The 13,565-nt window shown below is 71.6% G+C and carries 11 protein-coding genes; 5 read left to right on the plus strand and 6 right to left on the minus strand.

The window, feature by feature from the left end; translation table 11 throughout:
• Positions 1 to 1,114: hypothetical protein (locus P1P70_RS03365; protein ID WP_319234423.1), on the plus strand; the 1,114-nt coding region annotated here is incomplete at its 5' end.
• Positions 1,115 to 1,384: 270 nt separating this feature from the next.
• Here the strand turns inward: P1P70_RS03365 and P1P70_RS03370 are convergent.
• A complete protein-coding gene (locus P1P70_RS03370; RefSeq protein WP_319234425.1) occupies positions 1,385 to 1,996 on the minus strand; it encodes a hypothetical protein in 612 nt (203 codons plus the stop codon).
• Positions 1,997 to 2,245: 249 nt separating this feature from the next.
• Entirely contained in the window at positions 2,246 to 3,301 is a 1,056-nt protein-coding gene (locus tag P1P70_RS03375) for a LacI family DNA-binding transcriptional regulator (protein WP_319234427.1), read from the minus strand.
• Between the two features lie 375 nt (positions 3,302 to 3,676).
• On the opposite strand from P1P70_RS03375, the gene P1P70_RS03380 reads away from it, so the two are divergent.
• Complete coding sequence (locus P1P70_RS03380) at positions 3,677 to 4,990, plus strand: ABC transporter substrate-binding protein (RefSeq protein WP_319234429.1); 1,314 nt, start codon at positions 3,677 to 3,679, stop codon at positions 4,988 to 4,990.
• A gap of 202 nt (positions 4,991 to 5,192) precedes the next feature.
• A complete protein-coding gene (locus tag P1P70_RS03385; protein ID WP_319234431.1) occupies positions 5,193 to 5,822 on the plus strand; it encodes a class I SAM-dependent methyltransferase in 630 nt (209 codons plus the stop codon).
• Between the two features lie 23 nt (positions 5,823 to 5,845).
• Here the strand turns inward: P1P70_RS03385 and P1P70_RS03390 are convergent, their stop codons facing one another.
• The 3 genes from P1P70_RS03390 to P1P70_RS03400 all read right to left on the minus strand — a co-directional run bounded on the left by P1P70_RS03390 (position 5,846) and on the right by P1P70_RS03400 (position 9,310).
• Positions 5,846 to 7,288, minus strand: a complete 1,443-nt coding sequence (locus tag P1P70_RS03390) for an FG-GAP and VCBS repeat-containing protein (protein ID WP_319234433.1) — start codon at positions 7,286 to 7,288, stop codon at positions 5,846 to 5,848.
• A 106-nt stretch (positions 7,289 to 7,394) separates the two neighbouring features.
• Positions 7,395 to 8,561 (minus strand): FAD-dependent oxidoreductase, encoded by a 1,167-nt coding sequence (locus P1P70_RS03395; protein ID WP_319234434.1) that lies wholly within the window; start codon positions 8,559 to 8,561, stop codon positions 7,395 to 7,397.
• A gap of 35 nt (positions 8,562 to 8,596) precedes the next feature.
• Positions 8,597 to 9,310 (minus strand): GntR family transcriptional regulator, encoded by a 714-nt coding sequence (locus tag P1P70_RS03400; protein WP_319234435.1) that lies wholly within the window; start codon positions 9,308 to 9,310, stop codon positions 8,597 to 8,599.
• Positions 9,311 to 9,440: 130 nt separating this feature from the next.
• Here P1P70_RS03400 and P1P70_RS03405 point away from each other — a divergent pair, with 130 nt between their 5' ends.
• Positions 9,441 to 10,397, plus strand: coding sequence for an aminoglycoside phosphotransferase family protein (locus P1P70_RS03405; protein ID WP_319234437.1), 957 nt, complete (start codon positions 9,441 to 9,443; stop codon positions 10,395 to 10,397).
• A 13-nt stretch (positions 10,398 to 10,410) separates the two neighbouring features.
• On the opposite strand, the gene P1P70_RS03410 is transcribed toward P1P70_RS03405, so the two are convergent.
• Positions 10,411 to 11,991 carry a TIGR03086 family metal-binding protein gene (locus tag P1P70_RS03410; RefSeq protein ID WP_319234491.1) on the minus strand — a complete coding sequence of 527 codons (1,581 nt, stop codon included), beginning with the start codon at positions 11,989 to 11,991 and terminating at the stop codon, positions 10,411 to 10,413.
• Positions 11,992 to 12,132: 141 nt separating this feature from the next.
• On the opposite strand from P1P70_RS03410, the gene P1P70_RS03415 reads away from it, so the two are divergent.
• A complete protein-coding gene (locus P1P70_RS03415; RefSeq protein ID WP_319234438.1) occupies positions 12,133 to 13,533 on the plus strand; it encodes a M1 family metallopeptidase in 1,401 nt (466 codons plus the stop codon).
• The last annotated feature ends 32 nt before the right edge of the window (positions 13,534 to 13,565 follow it).

Below are 13,565 nucleotides of genomic sequence, written 5' to 3' on the forward strand. Positions count from 1 at the left end.
GAGGAGGGGTGGTCGGCGGACGGCCGGGCTGGGCGCCCTGGTCGGTGCGGTGCTGGTACTGGGCGCCTGCGGTCCGGAGGGCGGGGACGCCGGCACCACCTCAGGCGACCGTGAGTCGACGTACAAACGGGTCATCGAAGATCCTCACCCGAGCCCCGCCGACGTGATCGAGGCGGCTGGGGCTCCCTCCGGTGTGGTGAGCGCGGGCGACGGCTCGCTGCTGCTGACGTACGAAGCCAACAACGTCGAGGACGACGAGGGCCCGGCCGCGACTGCCTGGCGCATCGTCGGCCCCGACGGCCGTACGGTCGCCGAACACGCGGAGCACGCCGACGCGGAGGATGTGCAGCCCGTGTTCAGGGGAGTGCGCGGCGGTTTCGTACAGGTGCCGGGGGACCGGGGAGCGTACACCCTCGATGTCCGGGGAAAGCGGGCCGAACTCGCCCTCACCGAGACCCCGTTGCGCACCCGCCCAGGCGACGTCCTGCTCTCCGAGGTGGAGTCGGCCCTCGTCTACCGCCCCGCCACCCGCACCGTGGCACCTCCGGCCGGACTGCCGGACGAGGCCGTTCATGTCGCCGTGGACGAGCGGGGCACGGTCTGGAGTCTCGATCAGTCGCTGTCCGAGGAGCCGCATCGCGTGGTGTGGCAGCGTGACGGTCGCACGCTCGGCTCGGAGGCCGTGCCGAAGGCGTACGGGGTCGCCGCTCTCGCCGCGCGGGGTGGCACGGCGGCCGTCGCCCTGGACACGGACGAGGGCGTGCGCGGCCTGTTGCTGACGTCGGACGGCGGTGAACACTGGCGTACGGTCCTCGCGGGCGGCATCCCCTGGAACGACCTGGGGCGCGGCCAGGAGTTGTTCGTCCTGGAGGTGCTCGCGGACGGACGACTGCTCGTCGGGGAGGTGGGCGGCCGCTACTGGCTCGCCGCCGCCCCCGCCGACAGCGCCTTCCGTGAAATCGAGACCCCGGCGAAGTTCACGTCGTTGACCGTCGAGGGCACCACCCTCTACGGCATCGTGGACGCGACGACGGCGACGTACGACCTGGTGCGGGACGAGGGGCTGTGGGTCTCCGACGACGGCGGACGTGAATGGCGCCGCATGTCGGGCTAGAGGCACCGCTGCACCGCGGCACCGGGCTCGGGACCCCGTGGCTCCGTGACCTCGGAACAGGCTCCCTGTACCTGGGCACCGAGGACGAGTGCGGCGCCCCGCTCACCAACGCCCCGTACGAACTAGCTCGCGCCGGTGGCCCTACGTCCTTGAGCCACAGCCCGCTGATCCCGTTCGACCGGGGCGACGAAGCGGCGGGTGCCCTCCCATGGGGTCGAAGTCCAGGGGTGCGGGGTGCCCGCCGCGACGACGGCCCGGGCGCGGGGACGGTCAGCGCTCGCAGCTGTCCTTGAGGTCGTTGGCGTCTCCCGTGCAGGTGTCGGTGCCGGCGTCACCGAAGGAGCGGTCGTTGCCGGGCGTGGAGTCGCCGGCGACGAGGCGGTCGTCGCCGTTCCTGCCGAACATGACGTCGTCCCCGGCGCCACCGGTGATGTTGTCGACCCCGGCACCGCCGAAGACGGTGTCGTGCCCGCCCTGTCCGTCCAGGAAGGTCCTCGCGGTGGATGTGTAGTCCATGGTGATGATGTCGTCGCCCGTGCCGCCGGTGATGTTGGCGGACAGATTGCCGGTGACGAGGACCATGTCACCGAGGTCCCCCATGTCGAGCGTGAGGGTGCGGCCGTCGTACGGGCAGTTCACGGTGTCACGGTCGACCTGTGTGCAGCCCGATCCGGCCAGGACGGCGTCACCGCCGTCACTGATGGTGACCGTGTTGCTGGACCGGGTGACGGACAGGTCGTTGGCCTTGCCCGCCACTGCGCTGACGTATAGGCGAACGGTGTCCACGCGCACCCCCGTCGCGGCGTGCGCCTGACCCGCCGACAGCACCGTCGCCGCCCCCAGCGCCACGCTCGTCACGCCGACCTGCACCGCTGTGCGCATCGAGGTCTTCAATGCTCCTCCTCTTCCCCCTGCTGACCACTGACCACTACTACTGACCACTGACCACTGACTGGTTGTGCTTGAACATCGTGGGCGGGGAGCGGTGCGGGCACATGAGGGAAGAACCCCCAACTACGGGTGGTGCGGCGCCGGGTGCGGGCGATCGTGATGGTGCCGCGGGCCCGCCGACTTGGGTCGTCGGCGGGCCCGGCTGTTGGTTTTTGTGTGAATCGCTCTCGCGGTCCGTCTCTACGGGGTCGGTCGACCGGGACGAGGCGGCGGAGGCGCCGTCGAGCCGCGGACGACGAGTTCGACGGGTAGGTCGCCCGCCGGCGGCGGGGCGGTGTCGGGCTGCTCGATGGCGTGCACGAGAAGGCGGATGCCCTCCCCGGCCGCGGCCTCGAACGGCTGGCGCACGGTGGTCAGGGGAGGGGAGACGTAGGCGAAGACGGGGTTGCCGTCGAAGCCGACGACGCTGATGTCCTCCGGCACCCGACGTCCGGCCTCCCGCAGCGCGTGGATCAGGCCGATCGCCATCTCGTCGCCGGCGGCGAACACCGCGGTCACGGACCGGTCCGAGGCCAGCTCGCGGCCCGCGGCATACCCGGAGGCCGCCGACCAGTCACCGTTCAGCAGAGGAGGTTCGTGCGCGCCCCGTGCCGCCAGTGCCGTCTGCCACCCCTGGATGCGGTCCTTGGTGGCGTACCACCGCCGAGGACCGGCGAGGTGGTGGACGGTCGTGTGTCCCAGGTCCAGCAGGTGCTCGGTCGCCGCCTGAGCGAGTGCGTGGGCGCCCACACCGACCGTCACCGTCCGGGTGGAGGTGAAGGCCGGCGGTGCTCCGAGGAAGAGGACGGGCACGTCGAGGCGGACGGAAATACTTCCCTCCACGATGGGCTCGGAGACGACGACGCCGTCCACACCCTGTTCGAGGAGCGACTGCAGCGCACCGGCGATGCCTTCGGGGTCGCCGTCCGGCGTGTTGACGACGCGCAGCGCGTAACCGGCGTCCCGCACCGCCCGCTCGATGTGTACGAGCAGGGAGGCGGTTCCGTACCCGGTGGTGCCGAGCGCGACGACGCCGATGGAGCGGGTGCGTCCGGAGGCCAGGGCCCTGGCGGCGTGATTGAGCCGGTAGCCCAGTTCCTCGGCGGCCGCGAGGACGCGGCGGCGGGCCTCGTCGGAGACGTACGGCTCGTTGTTGAGGACGCGTGAGACCGTCTTGCGGGAGACCCCGGCCAGCCGGGCGACGTCCGCGCTCCGCGGCGCGGGAGCGCCCGCGCCGCGCTCCGCTCCTGGTGTCATGAGGTCTCCTGATGGCCGTGTGTCCAGGTCAGAGGGTCATGTTGCCGCATCGAACAAGGTCAACGACATGACCGCGCGATCTGACCGCGCGGTCATGTCTACGCATCCGGCGGTCGCGCGTCAAGAGTCCTGGCGGGCAGGTTGTGCCATGTCAGGGCGAGGGTCCGGGCAGTCTGGGGCGGTCGCGGCCGGTGAGAGGTGTTCGGCGCAAAGTCTTGACAGAGGGTCTCCGGAACGTTCACGCTTCCTCGCAATTGCCGATCGTATATGTCCGATCGCGTTGGTTTTTGGTCGTGTCGACAACCGTCCTTCCGTTCTACCCCCTTCGGGCCGACGTGCCTTGCCTCAGGTGCGGCAGCCCTGTCAGGAGCCGAAATGCACCATTCATCTCTCGGCCGGTCCACCCCCGGCACCAGCCGTCGCTCCGTGCTTCGCGGACTCGGCGGAGCCGCGGTACTGGGTGCCGGTATACCGCTGCTCAGCGCCTGTGGCGGCAGCGGCGGCACCGCCGCCGACGCCAAGACCGTCACTGTCGGCTCCAACGCGTCGGACGCGGTGCCGAAGAAGGCGTTCGCCGAGATCTACGCGGCGTTCGAGAAGCAGTCCGGGATCACGGTCGACGTGAACACCAAGGACCACAACACGTTCCAGGAGCAGATCAACACCTATCTGCAGGGCACGCCGGACGACGTGTTCAACTGGTTCGCCGGCTACCGCATGCAGTTCTTCGCGGCCAAGGGCCTCGCCACCCCTATCGACGAGGTGTGGGACAAGATCGGCGGCAACTTCCCCGACGCGATGAGGAAGCTCAGCAGGGGCGAGGACGGCAAGTACTACTTCGTGCCGATGACCACGTACCCCTGGGCGGTCTTCTACCGCAAGAGCGTCTTCCAGCAGCGCGGTTACGAAGTCCCCACCACCTGGGAGGAGTTCGTGGCGCTGTGCAAGCGGATGAAGAAGGACGGGCTGGTCCCGATCGCCTTCGGCGACAAGGACGCCTGGCCCGCGCTCGGCACGTTCGACCAGATCAACTTCCGTACCAACGGCTATGACTTCCACGTCGACCTGATGGCCGGCAAGGCCTCATGGACCGACCCCAAGGTGAAGGCCGTCTTCGACCACTGGAGCGAGGTCCTGCCGTACCACCAGGAGGGCGCGGTCGGCCGCACCTGGCAGGACGCGGCGCAGACCCTGGTGTCGAAGAAGGCGGGCATGTACCTGCTGGGCACCTTCGTGGGCCAGCAGTTCACCAACAAGGCCGACCTGGACGACCTGGACTTCTTCGCCTTCCCGGAGATCGACCCGGCGTACGGGCAGGACACCGTCGAGGCGCCGACCGACGGCTTCATGATGAGCAGGGCCCCGAAGAACAAGTCCGGCGCCGTCAGGCTCATGGAGTTCCTCGGCACCCCCGAGGCGGAGCAGATCTACCTCAAGGCCGACCCCAGCGTGGTGGCCGCGTCACGGAAAGCCGACATCTCCTCGTACTCGCCGCTCCAGCAGAAGGCGTTCGAGATGATCAGCGGGGCGAAGACACTGACGCAGTTCATGGACCGGGACAGTCGCCCCGACTTCACCTCCACGGTGATGCAGCCGGCGCTGCAGAAGTTCATCCGCGACCCCAAGGGCGTCGACAGCCTGCTCTCGTCCATCGAGCGGCAGAAGAAGACGATCTTCGCATCCGACTGAGAGCGCAACACCCCCCCCACGATGAGCGTCGACACCACCACGAAGCGGCGTCGGGCCGGGGGACGGCGGCCGTACGGGCCCGGCCGGGGTCCGCACCGTTAAGATCCTTTCGGCTCGGGACCGTGGCCATGGCCGTCTCCTCGGCCAGGCGCGGCGGCGGGGCTGTCCGCACGGTGGAGGCTGACCGGAAGGTGTGCTGAACATGACCGGAGATCGCGACCGTTGGGCCGAACTGACCGGCGGACAGGCCGGAGAGGAGTACGCCCGGCGTTTCGCGCGGCTCGCCGCATCGGGCCACGACGTCCACGGCGAGGCCCATTTCTGCGCGACTCTGCCGACAGGGCCTGCCGCCCGCGTGCTCGACGCCGGCTGCGGCACCGGCCGGATCGCGATCCGGCTCGCCGAACTGGGCCACTCCTGCACCGGCGTGGACATCGACCCCTCGATGCTCGCCGTCGCCCGCCGGGAAGCCCCCGCACAGGAGTGGCTCCTCGGCGACCTGGCCCGTCTGGACACCCTCGGCCTGGAACAGGACTACGACCTGGCGATCGCCGCCGGCAACGTCATCCCGCTCCTGGCCCCCGGCACCGAGGCGGCGGTCGTCCGGCAGCTGGCCGCCGTACTGCGCCCCGGCGGGCTGCTGGTCACAGGCATGGGCCTGGACGCGGCGCACCTTCCGCTGCCGGAACCGACGGTGACCCTCACGGAGTTCGACCAGTGGTGCGCCGAGGCCGGACTGACCCTCCGCCGGCGGTACGCCACGTGGAGCGGCGACCCCTACGAGGAGGGCTGCGGCTATGCCGTCAGCGTGCACTCCCGCTCCACGACCTGAGCGGCCTCGCCGTGCGGCCGGTCTCAGCGGGCGAAGACGCTCGCGAACTTCCGGCCCGCCACCACCGGGTATCCGAAGTCCGTCGCGTTGAAGGACGTCGCCGAGGTGGTGGTGAGGCCGGCGGCCGCGCCCCGCAGCACCCATCCCGCGCCGTCGTCGTAACCGTCCGGCAGGACGTCCTCGCCGTACGCGCCGATCGCGAGGTCGGCCTTGCCGTTGCCGTTGATGTCGCGCAGGCCCAGGGAGGAGCCGAAGTGGTCGCCGGCCTCAGCGGCACCGGGCACACCCGCGGTGGCCTGGTGGAACGACTGGGCGCCGGCCGTGGTCAGACCACTCGAACTGCCCTTGAGGAGGACGACGTTGCCGACGGTGCGCTTGCCGTCGACGCCCTCGCCGGGGGCGCCGATCGCGAGGTCCGCGCGGCCGTCGCCCGTCACGTCGCCCAGGGCCAGCGCGGAACCGAAGGCGTCGTACACCTCGTCGGTGCCGGGGACCCCGGGGCTGTCCTGGTGGTACGTGCGGCCCTTGAGCGGCAGACCGGACGCCGACCCGTACCGCACCGTGAACGAACCGCCCGCGGCGCCCGCGGCGTCGGCGACGACCAGGTCCTCGTACCCGTCGCCGTCGATGTCGCCCGTCGCGACCGCCGACGACCACCATGCCGGCGAGCCGGTCGTCCCGTCGTCGCCCAGGACCGTGTGCGCGGAGCCGATGTCGCCGGGCCCGCCGCGCAGCACGCCGAGGTAGCCGGGGGCGGGGGAGCCGTCGGGCTCGGTCCGGCTGCCGTGCAGGAGGTACTCGTAGCCGTTGCCGCCGTCCTTCGAGGAGAAGTGGCCGGCCACGATGCCGTCGAGCCGTACGCCGTCCGGCAGGAAGTCGACTTCGGGGGCGATCGCGCCGTCCTGTGTGGGCCCCCCGTCGCCGTACCACCAGAACGTGTCGGTACCGACGACGGCCAGCTGGGCGGTGCCGTCCCCGTCGAGGTCGGCGAAGGCCGCGCCCTCGCCGAAGCCGGCCGCCCCGGCGGTCGGGGCGGTGAGGGCGACGCCGCCTGAGGTGAAGGGCTTCGCGCCGCCCCAGACGATCGTCACCGAGCCGCGCGGCTTGCCGGTGACCTCCTCGCCGGGCGCGCCGACGATCAGGTCGGCGTAGCCGTCGTGGTTCACATCGCCGCTGGTGACGTTCTCCCCGAACTTGTCCACGCTCTCCGAGGCGCCGGGCACGCCGGGCGTGTTCTGGGTGACGTTCACGAACCGGGTCCGGCTGACGCCGGAGGCCGAGCCGAGGAGGACCGTGACCGTACCGCCGCTCGCCTTGGGCGTGCCGATGGCGAGATCGCGGTAGCCGTCGCCGTTGAAGTCGTCCGCCCGACCGGAGGGCGCCGCGCCGGCCGAGGGCGCGCCGAGCGCGGAGACGGCGAGGGCGAGGGCGGCGGCCGTGGCCACCGGCAGGGTGCGAGCGCGCAACGTGATGCTCCTGTCTGATGATCGGACGCCCCTACGACCCTCGGGGTGCGCAAAGGGTTGTACGCATATGACGCCGGACGCGACAGCACGCGTACGGCCCTCACCCCTACTGCTCGCCCAGCCCGACGGCCCGTTGGTCCACCTCGATGTCCGAGCGGGCCACGTCCTCGAACCGAGTGGGACGGAAGGACCCGAGGAGGCTCTGCTCCTGGTCGGTGGTGAGCTCTGCCGCGACCAGGCGCCCCAGCACCGGTGCCAGCGTGACGCCGCTGTGCGTGACGAGGCAGTAGACGCGGGACCGCGCGGTGGCGTAGCCGGCGACGGTGTGGCCGTCCGCCGGCAGTGAGCGGAGGCCCACACGCAGGTCGATCTCCGGTTCCCGGCGGGGGCCGGGCAGCAGCGCGGAGAACCGTCCGGCGAGGGTGCGCGCGAGGTCCCCGTCGGGGGACGGCGGGTCTGCCGGGTCGACGTCCGCGTTCAGGTCGAGGGCCTGCAGGACGGTACCCCCGTGGGCGGCGGGGCGGAGGTTGAGGCCCGGGCTGTGGATCACGCAGCGCAGGTCGAGGGCGGGAGACGTGGCGTACCCGAGGAGACCGACGGTCTGCGCTCCTCGACCGGTGTCCGTGACCATGGGGATGTCGATGCCGGCCCGGGCGGCGAGCCGTCGGGTCCAGCGGCCCGCCGCCAGGACGACGCGATCGGCCCTGTGGACCTCGCCTCCGGCCAGGGTGACGGCGACTCCGCCCGGCCCGTCGTCGACGGCCTCGGCCTCACCGATCAGGTAGGTGGCCCCGTGGCGTTCGGCGTCCGCCAGCAGGTTCCGCACGAAGAGCTCCGGAAGTACGTATCCCTCGCCGGGGAAGTGCGCGATGGAGGTGATGGTCGCCGGGACGCGGAGTTCGCCCGCGGTCCGCGTGGCTTCGTCGGCCGTGACCCAGTGCACGGGGTAGCCGAGGGAGCGCAGCCGTCCCACGTTGTCGGCGAGCCGCTGTTCGTTCGCGGCGTCCGCCCACTGCAGCGCCCCGCTGGGGAAGTAGGACGGCGCACCGGGCAGTCGCTCGGCGAGCCTGGCGTGCTCCTCCATGCCCGCGAGGTTCAGCCGGTGGTAGGCCGGGTCGGGCTTCCGGCTGGAGTTGGTCCAGGCGAAGGTGGTCGCGCTCGTGCCGGTGCCCGCTCCCCGCTGGTCGAGGAGGAGAACGTCCTGGCCGGCGACGGCGAGTTCCCTCGCCACGCTCACGCCCAGGACACCGGCACCGATGATGATGACCTTCATGGTTCGCGCATCCCCTTTCCGGAGGCGACTGGTGCTCACATGGCCGGAACCGGCAGCTCCAGGAAGAACTCGGCGGTTCCCGGACGGACGAGCGTCGTGACCACCTCGACGGTGGTCGCGTCCTCGGCACGCAACTCCCTGCGCCGCATCAACGCCGGTGTGCCGACCTCGCTGTTCAGCAGTGCGGCGTCCTGCTCGCCCAGGACCACCGGGTCGAGGTAGAGCCGGATCGCGTCGATCGGCACGCCTTGCCGCCGCAGATACGGGAGGGTGACGAGGTCTTCCAGGTTCTCGTTCAGCAGGTCGGGCGCGGCCGCGAAGAGCACCACGTGCCGTTCGACCGACTGCGGCTCCTCGCGCACGTTCAGCTTGCGGCGGACCAGTTCCACCACGGCCGTGTCGGCGGCGGCGTCAGGGAGGGGCAGGACCGCGTCGGCGGCCCTGACGATCCGCGCGGAGACGACCTCGTGCCGGCCCGGTGTGCCCTTGGCGGCTGTCGCCGGCGTGACGAAGTTGAGCAGATTGATCTGCCGGGTCACGTCCGCGACGAACGTACCGTGACGGCGTCGGCGGATCGCCAGCCCCGCCTCCGCCAGGTCGTTGAGGACACGTTGCGCCGTGGCGCGACTGACACCGTGCTCGACGGAGAGATCCTTCTCGGTCGGCAACCGGGTGCCGGGAGGCAGTTCCCCGGCCCGGATCCTCGCTTCGATCTGTCGTCTGATCCGAACGTAGAGCGGCGCGGCCAACTGACCAGTCCGTTCCTCGAATACGCCGACTGGCGACGTGGTTCCTGTCCTGCCCCGACACCTTGACCATACAATTCCGCAATTGACCGGTCAATCGCGGGAGTTACTGGATCTCGTACCGTGGCGCCGCATGACCGATGCCGAGCCCCAGACCGAGACCCGGACCCAGACCGCTACCGAGACTCAGACCGAGACCGAGATCACCGCGGAGTTGGTGCGGGATCTTCTCCGGGACCAGCATCCGGACCTCGCCGGGCTGCCCGTCCGAGAGGTGGCGGGCGGCTGGGACAATCACATGTGGCGTCTCGGGGACGAGTTGGCCGTGCGCATGCCGCGCACGGAACGTGCCCCGGATCTCCAGCGCGGGGAGCGCCGTTGGCTCCCCGTCCTGGCCCCGCGCCTGCCGCTGCCGGTGCCGAGACCCGTACGCGCCGGCGTACCGTCCGCGCGCTTCCCGAAGCCGTGGACCATCGTGACCTGGGTCCCCGGCGAGCCACTGGACCACAGCACCCTCAGCCGCGGCGACCACGCGGCCGAGGCGTTGGCGGACTTCCTCGGGGCGCTCCACGTGGAGGCGCCCGCCGATGCGCCGGTCAGTACGGACCGCGGCGGTCACCCCAGCGAGTGCACGGGCGGCTTCGACCACTTCTTCCACGCCGTACCCCTCGGCGGCCTGGCCGACGAGGTCCGGGCCGTCTGGGACGACGCCGTCGCGGCCCCCGCGTGGGAGGGTCCGCCGCTGTGGGTGCACGGTGACCTGCATCCCGCGAACGTCGTCGTCGCGGACGGGACGCTGACGGGCGTGGTCGACTTCGGTGACATGTTCGCCGGAGATCCGGCGTGGGACCTCGCGGCCGCCTGGGTCATCCTCCCCGAGGGCGCCGCCTCACGGTTCTTCGACGTGTACGCGCGCGCGGACGAGGCGACGATCCGCCGCGCCCGCGGGCTCGCCGCCATGAAGTGCCTGTTCCTCATGCTCATGGGCCGGAACGGAGACCGGGGCCTTCCCGGCGGCAAGCCGACCTGGGGACCCGCGGGCCGGGCAGCGCTCGACCGTGTCATTTCCGGCCTGCGCCAGGTGCATTGACCCGCAGGGTTGTTCACCCGGGGATCCCGCGGCCGAGGAACGCGGCCACCCGGTCGAGGGCCGGGGCGTGTCCGGGTGCGGGCCGCACCGGGGCGATGGAGCCGCCGGCGGTGCGGGGCAGGGTGCCGTGGATCTTCCGGACGACGGGCAGGGCCGCCCGCGCGATGTCCGGCTCCAGATCGCGGTCGAGGCCGAGTGCGGTCGCCAGGTCCCAGCCGTGCACGAGCAGTTCGACGAGGAGCTGCTCGACCACGCGACGGCCGGGAGCGGGACCGAAGGCGCGGTCCAGCATGCCCGGTCGCAGGAAGGCCTCACGAGCCCCGGCGGCGGCCGTCGCGAAGGCCGCGACGTGGTCGTCGCCGAGGTGGTCCTCGGTGTGGCCGACAGCCGGGGGCGTGCCCTGGGCCAGACCACCCCAGATGATGTTCTCCCACACCAGATGGTCGAGCAGGTCCCGTACGGTCCATGCCGCGCAGGGCGTCGGCAGTCCGAACCGGTCCGGCGTCGCCGCGCGCACGAGGGTGTGAACGGTGTCCTGGACGCGCGTGAAAGCGTTCAGGACACCGCCGGGCCAAGGGTCGGTGTCGTCCGCGTACAGGGCTTCGAGCGCGGCGTCACGCGCGCCGGGCGCGGGGTTGGCGTACAGCGCGGTGACGAGCCAACGGCCTTCCTCCGCGATGCCGGCGGGCGCGGGTCGGCCGCCGAGGACACACAGCAGTTGCCAGAAGCGCTCGACGGCGGGTTCGGCCGCGGCGGTCAGCTGCTCGCACAGGAGCGCGCGGGCCTCGGCGCCGTCGGAGACCACGGCGGGATCGGTGTTCGCCCGACTGGGCAGCCAGGCGGCGACGACGTCGGCGACGACCCGGTCGGCGGCCGGGGAGTCCGCCGCCGTGCCGGCCCGCATCGCCTCGCGGACACGCGCGGTCCAGGTGTCGGTGAGGGCGCGCATCTCCTCTGCGGCGGAGGCCTCTCGAACTCCCCGCCCCTGACGGGCGGCGTACTCGGCCATGCGCCGTAGCGCGGGACGCAGGTCCCCGTCGGCGATGAGTTCGCCCAGCTCCAGCCAGGCCTCCACCTGTTCGTCGGTGGGATCCTCCGGCAGGTCGGAACCGGCATCGAGGAGACCCTCGCGGAAGTGGGGCACATCCAGATCGCCGAGGGTGCCGGTGAGGAAGTCGTGGACGAGCTCGCGGCGTTCGCCGGGGGACAGGTGGGCGGTGCGGGTCATCAGAGCGAGCCCTTCGTGAGTCGTACGTCGGGTGACGGTGCGCAGGACGGCCTGATGGGTTCGCAGGCGGCGGATCTGCGCCTCCAGCGCCTCGACGTGCGCGGCGGCCACCTCCGTGAGCCCGTCCTCGCGGTCCAGGGCGGCCCGGATGTCTTTGAGCCCCATCCCCAGGTCCCGCAGCGTGCGGGCCAGGTGCAGCCTGGCCACACCGGCGGTGTCATAGCGGCGGTACCCGCCGCCGGTCCGGCCGACCGGTGTCACGACGCCCACGTCCGACCAGTGCCTGACCACTTTCACGGGCAGACCGACGTGCCGTGCCACGGCGCCGATGCTCCACGTCAGCCGTGACGCGTCGTCCCTGTGCATGCGCTCCACTCTTGACTCTCCCTCCGTGGGAGAGTCAAGCACCCCGAGGAGGCCACAGAAGCATCCGGCACCGTCACGCCCGGACGGAAAGCGCCTCCAAGTCGGCTTAACCCAGGCCGAGTTGTGGCAGGATCCGATGGCATGTCGCCGTCGATCACCTGGTCGGACACGTCCGGTCGCCGTCTGCTGAGTGTCCTGCTCGTCCTGCTGGTGCAACTCCTCGCGGTCGGTCCCGGCGCGCGGGACGCCGGCGCGGCGGCCGGGTCGGGAGCGAGCGCGGCCGCGACGCCGGATGGCGCTCGATACGACGTGTCCCTGCGCTCCGACAACGACGGCAGTCACTGGACGGGACGGCAGCGGGTCTCGTTCCGGAACGCCTCCCGTCAGCCGCTGCACGAGGTGTACCTCCGCCTGTGGGGCAACGGCGAGGACCGGTGCGGCTCGCCCGGCGCGCCCGCGCCCGTCACCGTGTCGAACGTCGACGGCGGCACACCGGGCCCGCTCACCGTGCGGTGCACTGCCCTGCGCATCGCCCTGCCCGGGCCGCTCGGGCACGGGGAGTGGACGTCGGTCGCCTTCGACGTCTCCCTCACCGTGCCCGACCGCAACGCGCGCTTCGGCCGCGAGGGCGCCCACCGCTTCCTCGGAAACGCCCTCCCGGTACTCGCCGTGCACGACGCGCAGGGATGGCACCTCGACCCGTACGTGGCACTCGGTGAGAGCTTCTACGCCCTGGCGAGCGACTTCCGCGTCCGGCTCGACCACCCCACGGCCCTGAAGGTGCCCGCGACCGGTCGGACCCAAGCCCTCCCCGGCGACCGCGGCCGTACGGTCACGCTGAGCGTCGCGCACCGGGTCCGGGACTTCGCGTGGGCGGCGGGCCCGTTCCGTACGGCGACGGAGACCACGCCCGGGGGCATCCGCGTGAAGTCGTACTGGGCGAGCGACACACCCGCCGAGGGAGTACGCCTCAACCGTACGGACGCCGTCGCCGCGATCGACCGCTTCGGCGAGGAGTACGGCCGCTACCCGTACGGCGAGATCGACCTCGTGATGACCAGCGGGTTCGGCGGCGGCATGGAATACCCCGGCCTGGTCCTGGTCGGCACCACCGAGGAGGGCGGCGCCGTCGTCCACGAGGTGGCGCACCAGTGGTGGTACGGCATCGTCGGCAACGACGAGTACGCCTCACCGTGGCTGGACGAGAGCTTCGCCCAGTACGCCAACGCCCGCTTCTACGGCTGGGAGACCCGCGACTGCTGGTCGGAGGTCCACTGGCCGAGCGACAGCGCCGCGCTGACCAACTCGATGGGCTACTGGTCCGAGCACCGCGACGAGTACCACCTCATCTACGCGGCCGGGCCCTGTGCCCTGGCCGACCTGGAACGCACGCTCGGCGCCGACACCATGGCCCGGCTCCTCAGGCGGTACGCGGAGGATCACTGGTACGGCGTCTCCACCACGCCCGCCTTCAAGAGGGCCGCCCAGGAGGTGACGGACGAGGACCTCGGCCCGTTCTGGGACAGCCACCGCATCCGGTGACGCTGCCGCACACGAGCGAGAGCCGTCGGCGA

Source organism: Streptomyces sp. MB09-02B (genome assembly GCF_033794485.1).
Lineage (GTDB): Bacteria > Actinomycetota > Actinomycetes > Streptomycetales > Streptomycetaceae > Streptomyces.

What these genes read in the sequence shown, in the direction of transcription:
- P1P70_RS03370 (WP_319234425.1), bottom strand. Translation starts at nt 1,996, where the DNA reads ATGCGCACAGCGGTGCAGGTCGGCGTGACGAGCGTGGCGCTGGGGGCG.
- P1P70_RS03375 (WP_319234427.1), bottom strand. Translation starts at nt 3,301, where the DNA reads ATGACACCAGGAGCGGAGCGCGGCGCGGGCGCTCCCGCGCCGCGGAGC.
- P1P70_RS03380 (WP_319234429.1), top strand. Translation starts at nt 3,677, where the DNA reads ATGCACCATTCATCTCTCGGCCGGTCCACCCCCGGCACCAGCCGTCGC.
- P1P70_RS03385 (WP_319234431.1), top strand. Translation starts at nt 5,193, where the DNA reads ATGACCGGAGATCGCGACCGTTGGGCCGAACTGACCGGCGGACAGGCC.
- P1P70_RS03395 (WP_319234434.1), bottom strand. Translation starts at nt 8,561, where the DNA reads ATGAAGGTCATCATCATCGGTGCCGGTGTCCTGGGCGTGAGCGTGGCG.
- P1P70_RS03405 (WP_319234437.1), top strand. Translation starts at nt 9,441, where the DNA reads ATGACCGATGCCGAGCCCCAGACCGAGACCCGGACCCAGACCGCTACC.
- P1P70_RS03410 (WP_319234491.1), bottom strand. Translation starts at nt 11,991, where the DNA reads ATGCACAGGGACGACGCGTCACGGCTGACGTGGAGCATCGGCGCCGTG.
- P1P70_RS03415 (WP_319234438.1), top strand. Translation starts at nt 12,133, where the DNA reads ATGTCGCCGTCGATCACCTGGTCGGACACGTCCGGTCGCCGTCTGCTG.